Origin of the sequence: Lentisalinibacter sediminis (assembly GCF_040706615.1) — a bacterium.
In the GTDB taxonomy this organism is placed as follows: domain Bacteria; phylum Pseudomonadota; class Gammaproteobacteria; order Steroidobacterales; family Woeseiaceae; genus Lentisalinibacter; species Lentisalinibacter sediminis.
On sequence record NZ_JAPDRF010000005.1, the window covers coordinates 556,943 to 575,314 of the forward strand.

Consider the following 18,372-nt stretch of genomic DNA (forward strand, 5'->3'; position numbering starts at 1 on the left):
TCTACGTGATGAAAGCGCTTGCTGCGTGTGCGTCATGAACTCGCGGCAAACTCAGGCCTGAACTGGCAAATCACAATGCGTCACTGGCGCTCCCGCAGCCAGTCCACCATGATCGCCGCCTCTTCCTCCCAGGCCTTCGTGCCGTCGCGCCACGCGTAGGCGTCCTCAATGGTGGCGTAGCGGTTGCCTCCGTGACCGACATTCGGGCGCTGGACGAATGTCGCAGTGCCAGGCCGCAAACGATTCACCGTATCGGCGATCAGCTCGTGCCCGTGCCGGGTCTCGAACTGGTCGAATGCGTTGAATATTACCAGCACCGGGGCATCCAGCCCGGCCCAGGCCGCCAGGAAGTTGTGTGCCGCCGCCTGCTGATGCCAGGCAAAGGGCCGCCCGTAGTGGTCCGTGTCCCCCATGCCGAGGATGTCCTGGCGGACTTCGGCCATTTGCCTGCTGTCCCCGGCGACCTCGTCGGGATGACGCTTGCGTACGAGATACTCGTAGTGGAACCTCGCTCGCCGGAGCATCTCGTCGTGGATGTCGGCGGGGGCAACGGCAGCCGGGCGCCGCTCGAGATAGATGCGGTCGAAGTTGAGCATGCGTTCCAGGTAGGTGACCGCCCCGCCGCCCTGGACCACGATGCCGGCGATATCGAATCCCGCCTCCTGGAGGCGGCTCGCCACGAGAGGTGCCGTCGTCGAGCCCAGGCTGGATCCGTAGAGATAGACACGGTCGGCATCGAGCCGCTCGTCCTCCAGCAGGCGTATGAACGCCTCCGTGTAGTGTGCCAGCTCCGTGTCGTAGTCCAGGTTCTCGCAGGCCGGGCCGGTTCCGTCCAGCGCCGTACGCTCGACCCGCACGAGGGCGAGCCCGGAATCACGCGCCAGTGCGGCGAGCAGCTCGGACGAGTTCGAGCCCGGCCGGTATTCCAGGGAGCCGCAGGAGACCCACTGGGTGAACAACAACGGGTGCCGCGACTCAGTATCTCTTGCCGGCCGGCTGATGATCGTCGTCAGGCGTGAGCCGTCGGCCACCTCCACCACGCCGTAATGCGAGGCAACGCCCGGTATCGACTCTTCGGCCTGAGCGGTGAGGGCAGCGCCGGCGAGGGTCAGGGGCAGGTACAGGATCAGGATCAGTCGTGTCATGGCGGGTCTCCGGAAACAGTCAGGAGACCGCAGGCTAGCCGGCCGCCGGCCGGCCGGTCTTGCCGGATTCTCGAAGAATCCTTGCCGATTTCCGGATTCGGTGCGTTTCAGAGCGCCTGCGAAGCGCCGCCGGCCGCATTCCGCCGGTATTCCGTCGGCGTCATGCCGATACGCGCCTTGAACGCACGGTTGAAAGCGCCGATGGAGCCGTAGCCGACATTCATTGCGATGGTCAGGACCGGGAGCCGGGCCTGCTCGGGGCTCGCCAGTTCCTCGCAGGCCTCCCGGATGCGCTGCGCGTGCAGGAAGTCATTGAAATTGCGAAAGCCCATGCCGCGGTTTATTACCTTTCGCAGCACGTGCTCCCGGGTGCCGAGGTGCTCAGCCAGCGCGCCGATGGTGAGACCCTCCTGCAGGAACACCCGGTCGGAGTCCAGCGCTGCTTCAAGTCTTGCGAGGGCGGCGGATTCCGCCCGATTGAGCGCAACTGGTGCGGTCGTGCGCGCCGGGTCGAGCCAGCTCTCGCTGCGCGGCCGTACCAGGAACCCGGCAGCGGTCAGGCAGGCGGCGGCCACCAGCGTCATATTGGCCCACGCTGCCAGCGGCGGTGTGGAGACTCCCTGCAACAGATTGTAAGACTGCACCCCCAGAGTCGCCGTGAGGTAGGCGCCGGTCGCGATCATGAAGCCGAGTCGCAGCCGCCGCCTGCGCTCGACGAGGTCGACGGCCAGGTCGCGCCAGGCCTCACGGACGCCCAGGAGGACGAACAACAGCAGGGTTGCCTCGAAGCCGTAACCTGCCATGATCTCCCATCCGTTCGCCGTACCCGCGCGAAAATCCGTGAGGAAGACCGTCTGTTGCCACGTGCCGGCGACTGCGACGGCGCCGGCGATCGAGGCTTCCTTCGTGCCGAGCCGCGCTTCATCGTTGAACAGGGCACGGGCAAAGAGCCAGAACCAGACGGCCTTCGTGACGCAGAGTGCCGTCAGCAGGTAGCCCCATCCACCCAGTATGGCGCCGCCGCCGGGAACCGAGGTCACGAAGAAAGCGGCGACGGCGAGACAGAAGAACGCGCCCGGGAGCGCTGCCGGTCGCTGTCTGGCGGACGCGAACAGGAGCGATGCCAGCAGGATCGCGGCCATGACGGCCACGGTTCGGAGAACGGTATCGATTGGGTCAGGCATCGCATGCACCGGTTACAGGTCTCTGATGATATTCCGATCATTTGACGGCGCAAGAGTTTCCGGCACCGGCACGAGGCACGGATCCCGCTTTACTTGCGAACACCTCTGAGCAGACCCTCGTAGATCTGCTCGCCCAGCGCATTGCGCAGGGCGCGGGGCGAAGGTACGGGTGGTGCGTAATCGGTCACGCTGAGGTGCCGCAACGCTCGCCACTGCTCCGTCAGATGCGCACGGACCTCCTCGCTCCGGCAATGGCAGAGAAACTGCTGGAGCGTGTCGATGCATCGCCGGGACGGCGTCCGATTCGCGCTGGCCGTGTGCTGCTCGGTGATGAGGCGATAGGCATTACCCCGGTGGGCCGGAATTGCGCGGATCTCTGCAGTCGACACCGCCTTGCCGGAGTGGACGTCGTAGATTCCAACGATGAACACGCTTCCGATCGGGCCCTGTCGAGCCACCGACGATGCAGAGGTGGAGCGCAGACAGTTCCGCATCCTGGAACCGTGCGCCCGGAGTTCGCGATCGGTACATAGCGGCGTCACGCGCGTTGCGCCATCCGCGGAAACGAAGTCCTCAGGGACCAATGGCATCAGGATCTCGCGGGCGTGGACCCTCCACACAGCGTCGCATGTTCTTGTCCGCGCCACCTCCTCTGCGAACAGGGATGCGACCTCGCCCAGTCCCTGATCCGCGACCTGCAGCACGACCCTGTCGATCGCCTCGATGATGGCCGTGCCGTCATCGTTCCCGGGAGCCATCGGCGCATCGCCGGTCTCCTGCCGCACCGTCCGGGTGAGGGCTGCCCGGAACCGGGTAATCTGCTCGATGTCGTTCCAGCCGGGCAGCCAGCGATCCAGGGTCCGTTCGTCGCCGCGCCTCGACAGGCGAACACACACTCTCAGCCACTTGAGCCCCGCGGCCGATTCCCAGACCGGCCGGAGAAACAACCGCTGTCCGGTGACGACGATACGATTGAATTCCTCCCACTCCGCGGGGTCGTCGCCGGGGAGATCCTGGGGATGCAATGCGTCGAGTGCCACGGCCAGCCCCCTGGCGTCCCTCGACCATTGCAGACCGACGCTATTCCAGTCCCGACCGACGAGATGTCGGACCACGCCCGGGCGGACATTCCAGCGGGCGGCCAGACCCTTTATCAACGGGGCGCCCGAGTCGACGAACGAACGGAGGTCCTCCCCGAAGCTCCGGGGCTCGGCGACGACGGCCGTCAGCAGCAGGCTGGGAAACGTCTCGGCGAACTGCAGGCGATAGCGCTGAAACCGCCTGTGTGCGAGGTAGTTGTAGATACGCAGGTCGAAGCGCCGGCCGGCGGTGGCCATGGGCAGCGCCGCCGGATCCATCAACCTGTGGAAACTCCTGAGCGCGTTGCCGAGACCGTCCCGCAGGTCTGCCCGAAGGGTCCACTCACGCTTTGCGAGCCGGGTTTCGGAAATCGCCTCGACCGCGCGTCTTGCGGCCGGCCCTCTGACGCACGCAAATGCGACTTTCTCGATCTCCCACAGGCGCTCGTCGAGGCGACGGACGGGCGGAGGCGCCATGGCAAGCGATCGGATCCCGAGGTCCTGACGCAGCAGGGACTCGATCGAGCTCTTTGTGAAGGCTTGCGCCGACACGCGAGCCAGCCTCTCGGCGGCGGCGCTCAGCCGTTCATCGGTCCAGGCGGCTTTCTGGAGCGTCAGCATCCAGACGGTCGCGTCCTCCAGCCTCATGAGCGCGACGCTCTTTATGTGGCCGAGGGCCGGGGGTCCGACGATGAACTCCGGCCTCGGGAAGACCACGAGATCGGTTATCGGACTTTGCGCATCCGTGGATGTTTGAATGAGGTTGCTGGCTGATTCCACAGGTTTTCGCTCAATTTTGGTACGTCGCCGGCGCGACAAATAACGCCTTCCGGCTCACCGGTCCGCGCGTGCAGCAGACAAAAGGAGGCCGTCGCCACACACGCATGCGGTGGCGAATTTGGAGGAGTCCAGGGACTATCCGAAGTTACCCGAAATTGCGTCCGGGTCAAAAAGGTTTTCCGAAGCGCCCGGCAACCCTTTGATTCGACGATCGTGCCAGCCGGACCCGGGTCGACCGGCGCAAAACCCGTGCGCACCGGACGGCAAATCCGCGCGCTCCACCCAGGAACGGCCGCCGCCGGCCGCGTCTCCGGTCAGCCGGTGCGTGCCGCCGAGGCCGTCTCCGCGCGCTCCATGCGTGCCGCGCAGAACTTGAACTCCGGTATCTTTCCGAACGGATCGAGGGCCGGGTTGGTGAGGGCATTGGCCGGTGCTTCCGCGTAGCAGAATGGCACGAAGACGATACCGGGCGGCACGGCCGGGTCCGCGCGGACGGTCAGCTCGATATGCCCGCGGCGGGTCTGTATGCGCACCCGGGCGCCCGGCTCCAGACCGTACCGCTGCAGTTCCGACGGCGATACGCTGGCGACGGCTTCCGGTTCGAGGGCATCGAGTATGTGTGAGCGGCGGGTCAGTGCACCCGTGTGCCAGTGCTCGAGCTGCCGACCGGTGGTCAGGATCAGTGGATATTCCTCGTCCGGCAGCTCATCGGGCGGCACCAGGTCGGTCGGCACGAGCCGTGCGCGGCCGCTGTCGGTGGGGAATCCGTCCTCGAACACCACCGCTTTGCCCGCTGCGTCCGGCGCTTCGCAGGGGTAGGTCACTGCGCTCTCCGCGGCGAGGCGTTGCCAGGAGATGTTATCCAGCGATCCCATGACCGACTGCATCTCGGCGTGAACCACGGCCGGCTCGCCGTAATTCCAGTCGAGGCCCAGGCGTCGACCCGTCTGCTCGATGATCCAGAGGTCCTGGCGTGCATCCCCGGGAGGCTCCAGCGCGCGGCGTCCCATCTGTATCTGGCGGTTGGTATTGGTGACCGTGCCGTCTTTTTCCGGCCATGCCGAAGCGGGCAGCACCACGTCGGCGTGGAAGGCGGTCTCGGTCAGGAACAGGTCCTGTACCACCAGGTGATCGAGCTTCGCCAGAGCCGTCCGCGCGTTATCGGTGTCCGGATCGGACATGGCCGGGTTCTCGCCCATGATGTACATGCCCCTGATACGGCCGGCCTTGATGGCGTGCATGATCTCGACCACCGTCAACCCGGCCGCGGCTTCCAGCGGCGTTCCCCAGACGTTCTGGAATCGCCGGCGGACGTCCTCGTCGTCGACCGGCTGGTAGTCCGGGTAGACCATGGGGATCAGGCCCGCGTCCGAGGCGCCCTGCACGTTGTTCTGGCCGCGCAGCGGATGGAGCCCCGTCCCGGGCCGACCGACGTGCCCGGTGATCATCGCGAGTGCGATCAGGCATCGCGCGTTGTCGGTGCCGTGCACATGCTGGGAGATGCCCATGCCCCAGAAGATGATGGCGCGCTCGGCCTGCGCGTAGGTGCGCGCGACGAGCCGGATTGTGTCGGCATCGATGCCGCACACGGAGGCCATCGACTCCGGAGTGAATCCCTCGAGATTGCGCCTTAGGTCTGCGAAGCCCTCTGTGTGTTTCTCGACGTAGGAGCGGTCGTAGAGTCCCTCTGTGACGATGACATTGAGCATGGCGTTCAGCAGTGCTACGTCGGTACCCGGCCGGAACTGCAGCATGTGCGTTGCATGACGCTTCAACGCCTGGCCGCGGGGATCCATGACGATCAGCGTCCGCTCTTTCGCCGCCTGCTTGAAGAAGGTGGCGGCGACCGGGTGGTTCTCGGTGGGGTTGGCGCCTGTCACCAGGATCACGTCGGCGTCGGCGCAGGCGGTGAACGGCGCGGTGACCGCCGCCGAGCCGATGCCCTCCATGAGTGCCGCAACCGACGAGGCATGGCACAGGCGGGTGCAGTGATCGACGTTGTTGGTGCCGAAGCCGGTGCGCACCAGTTTCTGGAACAGGTAGGCCTCCTCGTTAGAGCACTTCGCCGAACCGAAGCCGGCCAGCGCGTCGGCGCCCTCAATATCGCGGATGCGCGCGAAGCCGCCGGCCGCCCGATCGAGTGCTTCCTCCCAGGTGGCCGTGCGGAAATGCGTCCAGGGATCGGCCGGATCGACGTCGCAACCGGATGCCTTCGGTGCGTCGTCACGGCGAATCAACGGCTGGGTCAGCCGGTGCGGATGACTCACGTAATCGAAACCGAAGCGCCCTTTTACGCAGAGCCGGTTGGCGTTGGCCGGGCCGTCGCGTCCGCGCACCGCACGGATCTCGTTGTCCGCCACCCGGTAGGTGATCTGACAGCCGACGCCGCAATAGGGGCAGACGCTGTGTATCTCTCTCATTGGCTCGGCGCGGCCCACGCCGCGCTCGTCGACCAGCGCCGCCTCGACCAGCGCGCCCGTCGGGCACGCCTGCACGCATTCCCCGCAGGCCACGCAGGTGCTGTTGCCCATCGCATCGTCGAAATCGAACACGACCTTCGAGCCGGTACCGCGGTGGGCCATGCCGATGACGTCGTTGACCTGCACCTCCCGGCACGCCCGCACGCAGAGGGTGCAGTGGATGCAGGCATCGAGGCGTACGCGTATGGCGGGATGACTGGTGTCCGGCGCGGGCGTGCTGCGCTGCGGATAACGGCTCGACGTGACGTCCATCGATTCCGCCCAGTGCCAGAGACGCGATTCCGGGTCGGGCCCCACGTCCCGCGGCGGCTGGTCGGCCAGCAACAGCTCCAGCACCCCCGCACGCGCGGCACGGGCGCGGGGGCTGTCGGTCGAGACCTCCATGCCTTCTGTCGGCCGTCTCGCGCAGGAGGCGGCGAGCACTCGCTCCCCCTCGATCTCTACCATGCACAGACGGCAGTTACCGTCGGCCCGGTAGCCCGGCGCATCCGCATGGCACAGGTGAGGGATGACGGTGCCGTGGCGTTTCGCGACCGACCAGATGGTCTCGCTCTCGCGCGCCTCGACCGGCACCCCGTCCAGCGTGAAGCGGACCGGCGCGCTCATTCGAGTTCCTCGGGAAAATACTCGAGCACGCAGCGCAGGGGATTGGGTGCGGCCTGGCCCAGACCGCAGATGGACGCATCCGCCATGGTCTGCGCCAGCGCGCTGAGAAGCGGCTCGTCCCATACCGGCCGGCTCATGAGGGCGACGGCCTTCTCGGTGCCGACGCGGCACGGCGTGCACTGGCCACAGCTCTCGTCTTCGAAGAAGCGCATCAGATTCAGCGCAGCGTCCTTAACGCTGTCCTGGTCGGAGAGAACGATCACGGCATGCGAGCCGATGATCGCGCCGTGTTCCTCCAGGCGGCCGAAATCGAGCGGCAGGTAATCGAGCCGGGCCGGCAGGATGCCGCCCGATGCGCCGCCCGGCAGGTAGGCCTTGAGGGTGTGGCCCTCCTGCATGCCGCCGCAGTACTCGTCGATGAGTTCGCGTACGCTGATTCCTGCCGGCGCCTGCTTGACACCCGGTTCGCGCACCCGCCCCGATACGGAATAGCTGCGCAGCCCGACACCGTCGTTACGTCCGTGGCCTGCGGCCCAGTCGCCGCCTTTCTCGAGGATGTCCCGCACCCAGTAAAGGGTCTCGACGTTCTGCACCAGCGTCGGTCGCCCGAACAGCCCGGTCTCCGCGACGTAGGGCGGGCGGAGTCTCGGCAGTCCGCGCTTGCCCTCGATGGACTCGATCATGGCGGACTCTTCGCCGCAGATATAGGCACCGGCGCCGCGACGCAGGTGCATGCACGTGTGGCGCACGAGTCCGGCGGATTCCAGCTTCGGCAGTTCGGCGAGCAGTATCGACCGTATCGCGGGGTACTCGTCCCGCAGGTAGATGTAGACGGCTTCCGCCTCGATCGCCCAGGCGGCGATCAATACGCCCTCGAGGAATCGCATCGGATCGCGCTCGAGATAGAACCGGTCCTTGAACGTGCCCGGCTCGCCTTCGTCGGCGTTGACGGCCATTAGCCGGGGTGCGGGCCGGGCGCGAACGATATGCCACTTGCGCGCAGTGGGAAAGCCGGCGCCACCGAGGCCGCGCAATTCGCCCCGCTCGAGTTCGGCGAGCACGGCGTCCCGCTCGAACCCGCCGTCCAGGCAGCGCTCAAGCGTCCGGAATCCGCCCGACTGCCGATAGGCCGTCAGGCCGATGTAATCCGGTATATCCGGCTCTGTGCGCCCGTTATGCGCCGCCTCGAGTGCCGTCGCCGCATCGGCGCGGTCGATCTGACGGCGGCCGACCACGGCCACGGGCGCATGATCGCAGCGCCCGACGCAAGGGGCACGAAGGATACGGACACCGGCCCCGGCCTCACGCTGCAGTGCCTCGCGCAGAGCGGATGCCCCCATGATCCGGCAGGTCAGGCTGTCGCAGACCCGGACGGTCACGGGAGGTGGCGGCTCCTCGCCGTCGCGCAGCACGTCGAAATGGGCGTAGAAGGTCGCCACCTCATAGACCTCGGCGAGCGGCAGGTTCATGTGCTCGGCCAGCGCGGCCAGGTGAGCGGGCGACAGGCAGCCGAACCGGTCCTGGATTCGGTGCAGGTACTCGATCAGGAGGTCGCGTCGCAGAGACTGCCCGTCCAGCAGCGCGCGGATTTCGGCCAGGGCATTCGCATCGACCTGACGTCCCCGTGGCGCATGCCGCGCCCGACCTCGCCCGGAACCGGGGTGATGCGGGCGCATGCTCCTCGAGTTGTCTGGGCGCATGAGAACTCTCAGGGACCGGTCGCAATCGGCACGTTCGGCTCCGGAGGACGCCGCGCGCCACTTTCCGGGCCCATCATAGCGCACACGCCCCGACGGCCACTACGTCGACTTGTTGGCTCACCGGGGTGCTGCAATGCCGGCCCGGTTCTGCCAAGCTGGCCAGCCAGTGAGCCAATATCCAGTGCACAGGCAACGACCATGACCCGGCAACCTGACCAGCTTGATATCGTGCTGTTGAGCGGTGATCCCGGCCTCCCCTACCAACACGGGATCGATGGCCGCTTCAGTGCGGACGACAGCGCTGCGGCGGAGCGGGCACTGGCGGCCGTGGACGGCCTCGACGGCTATGCCGCCAGGCATCTCTGCGACCACGAACGGATGATCGATCGCCTGCGGCAGGAGCCGCCGGATCTCGTCCTGAACTTCTGCGATACCGGGTATCGAAACCTCCAGGCCAACGAGCCCAACATCCCGGCCTTGCTGGAGCTGCTGGAGATCCCGTACACGGGCGCGGGAGCGGCAGCCATGCATTTGTGCGGCGACAAGGCGCTGGTACGGCTGGTCGCGGCCAGCAACGGTATCCCCGTGCCAAACGAGACCCTGGTGGACCTGCACGCGGATCCGCTGGTCCGCCCCGACCTGTACCCCGCCATCATCAAGCCCAACGGTGGCTGCGGGAGCATCGGCATAACCCGTGACGCCGTGGTGAACGATGCCATCGAGGCGGAAGCCTATCTGCGCTGGCTGGCCGACGAGACGGACTGGGGCCAGGCCCTGATCCAGGACTTCCTGACCGGTCCGGAGTACACGATCGGGTTGGTGGGCAATCCGGGTCAGGGCTTCACCGTACTGCCGGTACTGGAGATCGACTACAGCCGACTCGACCCATCCCTGCCGCCGATTCTCACCTACGGCTCGAAAGTGGATCCGGACTCGCCCTACTGGCAGACGCTGCAGTTCAAGCCGGCTGAACTCGACGAAGAGACCCATGCACGTCTGGTGGAGTACGGCACCTGGCTGTTCGAGCGGCTGGGTTTTCGCGATTACGCCCGGATCGATTTCCGCGCGGGTGCCGACGGCGTGCCGCGTTTGCTGGATCCCAATTTCAATCCCACCTGGAATGACGACGGCAAGATGGCGCTCATGGCGGGCTGGGCCGGCCATGATTATCCCGATCTGCTGCGTCTGATTCTGGAGGCTGCGAGGAGCCGCTGCGGATTGTAGAACGCGTGCGGGGCTGCGAATTAGTCTCCGTTCGGCCGCGTTCCGTTCATAGCAAACGACGCGGTATGGTCTCGTCCCATTCGCGCAGCGACACCCGCTCGCCGCCCTCGAAAGCCTCCAGGACCGCCTGCACGCGGAAATTCTCCACGTCCGCCGACAGGGCGGTGCGGCATTCGATGCGGATCCGCCAGTCGCCGCGCCGGAAGATCGTCTTCTGCTCCACCTCGGCCCGCGCGGTCAGCGGATCGTATGCGCCAATGCGGAAGGTTTTGCGCGCGGTATAGCCAACGGTCAGGTCGATGTCGTCGATGCGGGCCAGAGCCGCACCGCCGAAGTCGCCGCCGTCGGCGAAGGTCGTGTAGACGGTCTCTTCGTTCGTGAGATCGAGTTCGATCATGCGCTGACCCTCGGCCCACTCGAGTGGAGTGTGATCCGGACCGGGGCCGGCCTCAGGCGGCTCGAATGCCGGTAGCTCCACGTCTTCGGCCCGCGGCGGTCGCACCGGCAGTTCGAGCTCGCTGGAACCGGTGAACACCGTCAGCTCGACCGGTTCCGCAGCCGGCCAGATCATGGGCCAGTAGGTGGTAGAGACGGCCACCCGCAGGGTGTGACCCGGCATGAAGGAGTAGGCGATGTCATTGAGTCTGATCCGTACCCGGTATCGTTCGCCAGGCTCCAGTGGTTCCGGATGCTCGTGACTATTGCGATGCGTCAGGTTGAGGACACCGTAGCTGACGCGGCCGGACGCCCCGTCGGGCGCCACATCGTTCAGCCGTACAATGACGTAGGCGACAGGCCGGTCGACTGACAACTCCAGGGTGACGGCCGGGGAGCCGAATATCTCCAGCGTTTCGGACAGCGGATCGGAATCGAATACCAGGGACTTGCCGTCGTCGGGACGCTGGTCGAGTGGCGCGTCGCCGTCAGCGCCGAAACCGTAGAAGTCGCCGCCGCGCAGGCCGGTGGTCTGAGGCGAGACGAGCCGCATGCGATCCTCCGCATCCGGCTGCTCACCCAGTGAGAGCACGTTCAGATACCACTGACGTGGCGTGATCCGGGGCGAAGGCCAGCTCTCCTCCGCCACCCAGCGGCCGGGACGCAAGTCATGGAACGGCGCGGGCGGAACCCATTCCTCCATCCAGGCGCGTATCGGCGGCTCATCCATGATGCCGCTGTCCTCGCCCTTCAGCCAGCAGTCCCACCATCGCACGGCCTCCTGGAAGAAGCCGATGCGAGGTCCCGGCGTCGCGACGTGGGGAAATGCGTGCGGCCATGGCCCGATCAGGGCTTTCTTCGGCGCCTTCAGGCCGCTCATGAGCCGCGGAATGGCGTTGACGTAGCCGTCCGCCCAGCCGCCCACCGCATAGACGGCGCATTCGATGGCCTCAAAGTCCTCACACACCGACCCTTGCTTCCAGTAGTCGTCGCGGTGGGGGTGCTGCATCCATAGGGCGGGGAAGGGTCGGTTGTTCTCCAGGCGCTCCAGCCATTTGTCGCGCCATTCCTCGCCGCAGACCTCGGGGTCCGGCGGGCAGGCGTTCAGCGAGAAAAAGGCCGAGCCCCAGGTGAGGTTTTCGTTGAGCAGGCAACCGCCCTTGTAGTGGGCGTCGTCCGCGTAACGATCGTCGGTGGAGCACATGGTGATGATGGCCTTCAGCGCCGGCGGGCGTCGGGCCGCCACCTGCAGCGAATTGAAGCCGGACCAGGACAGTCCGATCATGCCGACGTTGCCACTGCACCAGGGCTGCTCCGTGATCCATTCGATGGCGTCGACGGCGTCGTCCTGCTCCTGGGTCAGGTATTCGTCGCGCAGGATGCCGTCGGAGTCTCCGGTGCCGCGCACGTCCAGCCGGATGCCGGCATAGCCGTGGCCGGCGAAGTAGTGATGCAGCGGCTCGTCGCGCAGGCGAGTGAAATCACGCTTGCGGTAGGGCATGTACTCGAGGATCGCCGGGACCGGCGCATCCTCTGCATCACTCGGCATCCAGATGCGTGCCGCCAGCCGCACGCCATCCCGCATGGGAATCCAGACGTTCTCGAAAACCTTGACGCCTTCAGGAAATTCCTCGACCACTTTCACAGTGTGGCGGTGCTCTCTGCTGCCGGCGGCATGTCAGCCTGCGGCCCTGACCTGCTTGTGTGCGCGCAATTCGTCCACGTGCATGTCGAGCAGCCGCTCCGTCGTCTTGACCAGGGTACGCGCCACCTTGCAGGTGGCCTCGAGGGAGACGGACTCGTTGGGCGCATGGGCCTGCTCGATCTCGCCCGGACCGTAGACGACCGTGGGCACATTGGCATGCCGGACCCAGCCCGACATATCGCAGCCATAGGGTGCGGCGGCTATCGGTGTGGTGGTGCGGAACTCCTCCTCGGCGGACTCGGCGAGCGCGGTCACCAGGGGGTGATCCCGTTTCGTTTCGGCGGAGCCGAAGCCCGACGCCAGTCGCCTTATTCTCGGCGGGTTCTGACTGAGCCAGGGATCGTCCTTGATGTGGTTCATGATGGCATCGTGGAAACGCGCCTCGGCCTCGTCGATGGTCTCGCCCAGGGCTACGCCGACGCGGACCTGCGCCTCCAGGGAATCCATGACGCTGGATGACCAGAGACCGCCGTGGATCGTGCCCACGTTGGTGGCGTAAGGCAGGGGATGGACCTTCATCAGCGGGTGTTCCACCGCTTCATTGAGCTTTCTCTCGTCTTCGCGCATGGCCTCGTAGATGGTCATGAAATGATCCAGGGCGCTCTCGCCCTGCAGTCGTTTGCTGGCGTGCGCTGACTTGCCGGGCACGTTGATCTTCAGTGACATGGCACCAGCGTGGGCGATGACCAGTTCCGGCACGCCATTGGCGCCGAGGGTCGGCTCCGGGATGATGCAGGCGTCGGCGTCCCAGCCGCCCCGTATGGCCGCGAGGGTGCCGAGGCCGCTGTCCTCCTCGGCCGGCACGGCGGCGAATATGATCCGGCCTGGGAAATTGCGGCCGCTCTCCGCGAAGGCCTCGAACACGGCCATGGCGGCGACCAGGCCCGCCTTCATGTCCGAAGCGCCGCAACCGTGGATGCGGTCGCCGCGGGCCACGCCGGAGAAGGGCTCGTCGTTCCAGTTTGCGTAGTCGCCGGGCGGTACCACGTCCACGTGTCCGGTCAGAAGCACCGAAGGACCCGGCTGCTCGCCGCGCAGTACGCCGACCACGACCGGCGCCCAGGCGCGCTCGACCTCGTGGCCAGGGTAGCGCGGGTCACGCTGCAGCGCAGCAATGCCGTCATTCCAATAGTCGATCTCGGCGTCGAACTGCTGCAGCCAGTTGGCGATGTGCGAGACCGCCGCGTCCTCCTCGCCTGTGACGGAGGGGATGCGGATGAGGGAAACCAGGTTGTCCCGGATACGGTCCTCGTCGACGAACGATGTGCGTCTGGCCATGTCGGCATTCTCCCGTTTGGCGGGTCTCGGGACCCAGGATCGCCATGTCAGTATCGGCCGGGGCGGTGAGCGGCTGCAAGCCGGCCATGTCAGCCGGTCAGCCCGGCAGCGGCGATCTCCGCGCTCATTTCGGACAGCTCCGGAGCCTCCGCAACCCGCGTCAGTTCGGCTCGCATGCGCTCGGCACGCTCTGGCGTCTGTCGTCGCCAGTCGACCAGATTACGAAGGAGTCCAGCGGCCAGCGCCGGGTTGTCCCGGTCGATGGCGAGCACGCAGTCGGCCAGCAGCCGGTAACCGGCGCCGTCCTGGCGATGGAAATGGCGCAGATTCTCCGTGCAGAAGGTCTCCACCAGCGCGCGTACCCGGTTCGGCTGCTTCAGCGAGAAAACCGGGTCCTGCATCAGGCGCCGGACCCGCGTCAGCGCGTCCCCGTGCGTGGCACGGGCCTGCAGGGCAAGCCATTGATCCATGACCAGGGGCTCGTGTGCCCACTGCTCCCGGAACTCGGCAAGCCGGTCTTCGGCATCCGGGTCGTCGCTGTCGGCCAGCAGCGCCAGGGCCGCGAGGCGCTCGCTCATGCTTGCAGCCTCCCGCCATTGCCGTCGGCAGTGGGCGCGCGATTCGGCGTCACCGGTCGCGAACCAGTATGCCAGGCTGACGTCGCTGAGCCTGCGCGAGCCGGCCTGGCGGACGGTCGGTGGCCCGGCCTGGCTGCTGCCCGGCGGCTGGATTATTGTCCGCCAGGTCCCGATCAGCCGCTCGCCCAGCTTGTATTGCAGGGCTTGGCGGGCGCGGTGGATGACTTCGTAATCGGGTTGTCGTTCCAGCAGCGTCAACGCCCTCTCGCCCGGCAGCGTCAACAGACTGGCCGCCAGACCGGGATCGTCACCGGCCTGCGCCAGAATGGTGGAAAAGACCTCGAGCAGCGGCTCGGGCGCGTCCGGCTCGCCCGAGACGGCGGCCCGGATGTGTCTCCCGGTCAGCCGCAGGATCGCATCCCGGCGCACACAGGCGTCGTCGTCGAGGCCCGCCACCGTTGCGAGTTCGGCTTCCGTGTAGTCGTAAACGATGTGCACGGGGGCGGAAAAGCCGCGCAGCAGCGAGGGAACGGGGGGCTCTGCGATGTCCTGAAAGCGGAAGGTCTCCGTGCTGTTGCGCAACTCCAGCACCCGGGCATCGGCAGCTGGTGCGGCCTCGTCTTCCAGCCGCAGCGGCAGCCGTCGACCCTCGCAGCCCAGCAAGGCGAGGGCCAGGGGTATGTGCAACGGATCATCGGCGTGCGAAGATCCGGACTGACGCACGGTCAGCGTCGCGCAGGCCGATTCCGGATCATGCTCGAGAGTGATCTCGAGGCTCGGCGTGCCGGCCCGATCGTACCAGCGCGCGAACTGGTTCAGGTCCCGGCCCGACACCGCCTCCATGCAGGCCAGGAAGTCCTCGACCACGGCTGCGCTGCCGTCGTGGCGCTCGAAGAACCGGTCCGTGCCCCGCCGGAATGTCTCTTCACCGATCAGCAGGGCCAACATACGGATGACTTCGGCGCCCTTGCTGTAGACGGTATCGGTGTAGAAGTTGTCGATGCGTCGGTAGGCCGCAGGCCGCACCGGGTGAGCCAGCGGGCTGGCGTCCTCGGCGAACTGCCGCGTGCGCATTATTGCCACGTCCTCCAGCCGGCGCACCTCGCCCCAACCCTGGTCGGCGACGAACTGCTGCTCGCGGAAGACCGTAAAACCCTCTTTCAGCGCGAGCTGGAACCAGTCGCGGCAGGTCACCCGGTTGCCGCTCCAGTTGTGCAGGTATTCATGGGCGACCAGCGCCTCGATGTCGCGGTAGTCGCGGTCGGTGGCGGTCTCGGGGTCGGCCAGCACGTAGCGGTCGTTGAAGATATTCAGTCCTTTGTTCTCCATTGCGCCCATGGTGTAGGTGCTGACCGCCACCGCATTGAAGATGTCCAGGTCGTACTCGCGCCCGTAACGCGTCTCGTCCCAGACCATGGCGCGCCCGATCGTCTGCAGCGCATGGGCACAGCGGTCCCGATTGCCGGGCTCGACATAGATGTTGACGGTCACGCCGCGTGCCGACGCGGTCTCGAAGCGGTCGTTGCGGCTTTCCAGGTGGCCTGCCACCAGCGCGAACAGGTAGCTCGGCATGGGGTGCGGGTTGTGCCAGACCGCGCGGTGGCGGCCGTCCGGGAGGTCCTCGTGCTCCACCGGGTTACCATTGGCCAGCAGGACCGGATAGCGCTGTGTGTCGGCGAGCAGGGTGGTCGTGAACACGGCCAGCACGTCGGGTCGATCCGGGAAAAACGTGATGCGTCGGAATGCCTCGGGCTCGCATTGCGTGCACAGCATGCCGCCGGCGCAATACAGGCCCATCAGCTTCGTATTGCGGTCCGGGTGTATCACGACCGTCGTGGACAGTTCGAAACAATCGGGCACATCGGTGATCACCAGGCCGGCCGTGCTCTGTCTGAATGCGTCTGCCGTCAGAGGCTCTCCAGCCAGTGCGACGGATTCCAGGGTCAGATCCTCGCCATCGAGCCGCAGCGGTGCCGCGCGATCAGCGATATCCGGATTGCGCCGCAGGGACAGCGTGGCCGTGACCCGGGTCGCTGCAGCATCCAGCTCCAGTATCAGGTCGGCGCTATCCACGAGGAAGGCCGGTGGCGTGTAGTCATCTCGTCGGACGGGGCCGGTCATGGGAGCAGGATAACGGGCCGGCGCCGTGGAGGTATCATCCCCGGTCATGAGCCGATGTGACGACGATACGATCCACCCGCCGCAACCCGTCCTGCAGCGAGGCCGGGTCAGCTTGCGGCCGAGCACGCGGGCCGACTGCGACTTCGTTGTCTCCGTGGAGTCGCACCCGGAAAACGCCCGCTTCGTCGGCCAGTGGCCGCCCGAGTGCCATCTGGAATGCATGACCAGCGCCGACAGTCTTCACTGGATCGTGGCGTCCGGGAGCCACCCCATCGGTTACGCCGTGCTGGAGGATGCCGACGACCCGAATCGGAGCCTGTTGCTGCGGCGTATCGCCATCGCCGGCAAGGGGCGCGGACACGGCAGCGCGGCGCTGAGGCTGCTGGCGCGGTACTGCTTCGAGGTGCTGGGTTTTCACCGGCTCTGGCTCTATGTCGCCGTGGACAACAAACGGGCTTATCGCTGGTACCTGAAGCACGGCTTCGTCGAGGAGGGTATCGCAAGGGACTGCGAGCGGCGGGGCGAGCAGTACGTGTCGATGCACGTGCTTTCCATACTCGAGAGCGAGTACCGCAACACCCTGGGCCGGCCCCGCAGCCGGGCGCGCCCCGCTCGGCCCTGATCCCGGCGCATCTACAGGTTCAATGCCACGGTCCCGGCTCACACCAGGATGTTACCCCAGCTATTCGGCAGCACGTCCTCGAAGCGCAGATCCAGCACATCCATGACATTGCGGAACTTCACGTGCAACTCCTGCTGGTCCGCGGCGCCGATGAAAATGTCGCCGATCTCGAAGCTGTAGCTGTCCTGGCCACGCAGTTCGGAAAGCCGCATGCCTTCCTCCACGCCGATGTGAATCAACAGCTCGGGATAGATACGCTGCAGCGCGGCGATCTGTTCCCGGGACGGGGTATGGGTCACCACCGTATCCCCGAATACCCGTGGCATGAATTTGCCCGCCATCGGGAAGCGACCCTCGGGACGCGGGAAATCGGGCTTGCGGCCCAGCGCGACGTCAATCGCTACCTCGTGGTGTGACGACCCCGTCGCGATCTGGAATATCGGACAATGCGACTTGGAGATGCGTGGATTGATTTCCAGCAGCCAAATCCTGTCCTCGAACTCGTCCCAGAAGAACTCCATGTTGAAGGGCGTATGGTCCAGGCCGATGCGTTGGAGGATCGTGGCGGCATGCTGCTTCATGCGTTCCTGCACACCCTCCGGCAATTGCGATGGATACTGGTAGCTGAAGAAGCTGACCTGATTGGAAGTCCTGAGCGAATCGAGAATCGCGTAGACGGTGGTCTCGCCGTTGTAGACGTATCCTTCCAGCGTGCAGAGCCTGCCGCTGATGATGGCCTCGGCGATGCAGGTTGCACCATCGCCGCGATCCGGCAGCGCGTCCCGGTCGTGGCTGTATTGAAGTAGGTTGTTGAAGGGTTCCGAGAAGATCGAGATATTGTCCCGGATCGTCTGCATGGCTTCACGGTACTGATCTTCGTTCTCGATCCGGAAGCCCAGGTAGGAGGAGAACGAGACGCTCGGCTTCAGCCAGAACGGGTACTCCATGTCCAGGTCGGCCACGGGGTCGTCGCTGAATGGGTCGAGGCCCTGGTAGTCCGGTGTGCACTCGGGCAGTGCCTCTTCACCGGCGCGCCGGTTCCAGTACTTGTGCTCGCAATACAGCACGCTCTCCAGCGTGGGTGTCGGCAGGTCATGCTCGCGCCGGAGTATCGGCAACATTGAGGTCGTCGGAAAGTCCCAGTGCCCGATGATGCCGTCTACGGCCGGCGCTTCCTCCAGCGTCTTGCGCGCCTCCGCCATGATCTCGTCCATGGGGTAGGCAGGCGGCAGCACCATCGTGTCGTAGTCGACGAGTCCGTGGAACTCGTATTCGCTGGCGTTGCGGACCGTCTGCAATTCCTTCAGATTGAAGTCGTCAAGCCCGATCACGAAGATGTGCCTGGTCATGCTGCGCCTCCGGAATTCTGCCATTCGAGTCGTCTACTTTCTCTGTCAGCATATCAAGCGAGCTCTTTCCGGGTATTTCTGTCGCT

Annotated in this window: 11 protein-coding genes; 2 read left to right on the forward strand and 9 right to left on the reverse strand. The window is 66.0% G+C overall.

The annotated features are described in order from the left end of the window. Nucleotides 1–80: 80 nt before the first annotated feature. From ACJMKX_RS13005 to ACJMKX_RS13025, 5 genes are all read right to left on the reverse strand, one after another. Nucleotides 81–1,145, reverse strand: coding sequence for an alpha/beta fold hydrolase (locus ACJMKX_RS13005; protein WP_405226048.1), 1,065 nt, complete (start codon nucleotides 1,143–1,145; stop codon nucleotides 81–83). Between the two features lie 107 nt (nucleotides 1,146–1,252). Continuing rightward, nucleotides 1,253–2,329 (reverse strand): helix-turn-helix domain-containing protein, encoded by a 1,077-nt coding sequence (locus tag ACJMKX_RS13010; protein WP_405226051.1) that lies wholly within the window; start codon nucleotides 2,327–2,329, stop codon nucleotides 1,253–1,255. Between the two features lie 89 nt (nucleotides 2,330–2,418). Further along, a complete protein-coding gene (locus ACJMKX_RS13015; RefSeq protein WP_405226054.1) occupies nucleotides 2,419–4,188 on the reverse strand; it encodes a hypothetical protein in 1,770 nt (589 codons plus the stop codon). Nucleotides 4,189–4,502: 314 nt separating this feature from the next. Further along, nucleotides 4,503–7,274 (reverse strand): formate dehydrogenase subunit alpha, encoded by a 2,772-nt coding sequence (gene fdhF / locus ACJMKX_RS13020; protein ID WP_405226057.1) that lies wholly within the window; start codon nucleotides 7,272–7,274, stop codon nucleotides 4,503–4,505. Beyond that, entirely contained in the window at nucleotides 7,271–8,974 is a 1,704-nt protein-coding gene (locus ACJMKX_RS13025) for an NAD(P)H-dependent oxidoreductase subunit E (protein WP_405226060.1), read from the reverse strand. Before ACJMKX_RS13025 ends, fdhF begins: the two co-directional genes overlap by 4 nt. Before the next feature lie 198 nt (nucleotides 8,975–9,172). Here ACJMKX_RS13025 and ACJMKX_RS13030 point away from each other — a divergent pair, with 198 nt between their 5' ends. Then, nucleotides 9,173–10,198 carry a D-alanine--D-alanine ligase family protein gene (locus ACJMKX_RS13030; protein ID WP_405226063.1) on the forward strand — a complete coding sequence of 342 codons (1,026 nt, stop codon included), beginning with the start codon at nucleotides 9,173–9,175 and terminating at the stop codon, nucleotides 10,196–10,198. A gap of 46 nt (nucleotides 10,199–10,244) precedes the next feature. Here the strand turns inward: ACJMKX_RS13030 and ACJMKX_RS13035 are convergent, their stop codons facing one another. From ACJMKX_RS13035 to pepN, 3 genes are all read right to left on the reverse strand, one after another. Next, complete coding sequence (locus ACJMKX_RS13035) at nucleotides 10,245–12,278, reverse strand: CocE/NonD family hydrolase (RefSeq protein ID WP_405226066.1); 2,034 nt, start codon at nucleotides 12,276–12,278, stop codon at nucleotides 10,245–10,247. 33 nt (nucleotides 12,279–12,311) lie between these two features. Further along, nucleotides 12,312–13,616, reverse strand: coding sequence for an ArgE/DapE family deacylase (locus ACJMKX_RS13040; protein ID WP_405226069.1), 1,305 nt, complete (start codon nucleotides 13,614–13,616; stop codon nucleotides 12,312–12,314). Nucleotides 13,617–13,705: 89 nt separating this feature from the next. Beyond that, nucleotides 13,706–16,315, reverse strand: coding sequence for an aminopeptidase N (pepN, locus tag ACJMKX_RS13045; RefSeq protein WP_405226072.1), 2,610 nt, complete (start codon nucleotides 16,313–16,315; stop codon nucleotides 13,706–13,708). Nucleotides 16,316–16,361: 46 nt separating this feature from the next. Here pepN and ACJMKX_RS13050 point away from each other — a divergent pair, with 46 nt between their 5' ends. After that, nucleotides 16,362–16,937 carry a GNAT family N-acetyltransferase gene (locus ACJMKX_RS13050; RefSeq protein ID WP_405226075.1) on the forward strand — a complete coding sequence of 192 codons (576 nt, stop codon included), beginning with the start codon at nucleotides 16,362–16,364 and terminating at the stop codon, nucleotides 16,935–16,937. A gap of 38 nt (nucleotides 16,938–16,975) precedes the next feature. On the opposite strand, the gene ACJMKX_RS13055 is transcribed toward ACJMKX_RS13050, so the two are convergent. Then, nucleotides 16,976–18,286: an ATP-grasp domain-containing protein gene (locus tag ACJMKX_RS13055; protein ID WP_405226078.1), complete on the reverse strand. Its 1,311-nt coding sequence runs from the start codon at nucleotides 18,284–18,286 to the stop codon at nucleotides 16,976–16,978. Nucleotides 18,287–18,372: the final 86 nt, after the last annotated feature.

Excerpts from the sequence above, each read along its gene's own strand:
- ACJMKX_RS13005 (WP_405226048.1), bottom strand. The coding sequence starts at position 1,145 with ATGACACGACTGATCCTGATCCTGTACCTGCCCCTGACCCTCGCCGGC.
- ACJMKX_RS13010 (WP_405226051.1), bottom strand. The coding sequence starts at position 2,329 with ATGCCTGACCCAATCGATACCGTTCTCCGAACCGTGGCCGTCATGGCC.
- fdhF (WP_405226057.1), bottom strand. The coding sequence starts at position 7,274 with ATGAGCGCGCCGGTCCGCTTCACGCTGGACGGGGTGCCGGTCGAGGCG.
- ACJMKX_RS13025 (WP_405226060.1), bottom strand. The coding sequence starts at position 8,974 with ATGCGCCCAGACAACTCGAGGAGCATGCGCCCGCATCACCCCGGTTCC.
- ACJMKX_RS13030 (WP_405226063.1), top strand. The coding sequence starts at position 9,173 with ATGACCCGGCAACCTGACCAGCTTGATATCGTGCTGTTGAGCGGTGAT.
- ACJMKX_RS13040 (WP_405226069.1), bottom strand. The coding sequence starts at position 13,616 with ATGGCCAGACGCACATCGTTCGTCGACGAGGACCGTATCCGGGACAAC.
- pepN (WP_405226072.1), bottom strand. The coding sequence starts at position 16,315 with ATGACCGGCCCCGTCCGACGAGATGACTACACGCCACCGGCCTTCCTC.
- ACJMKX_RS13050 (WP_405226075.1), top strand. The coding sequence starts at position 16,362 with ATGAGCCGATGTGACGACGATACGATCCACCCGCCGCAACCCGTCCTG.
- ACJMKX_RS13055 (WP_405226078.1), bottom strand. The coding sequence starts at position 18,286 with ATGACCAGGCACATCTTCGTGATCGGGCTTGACGACTTCAATCTGAAG.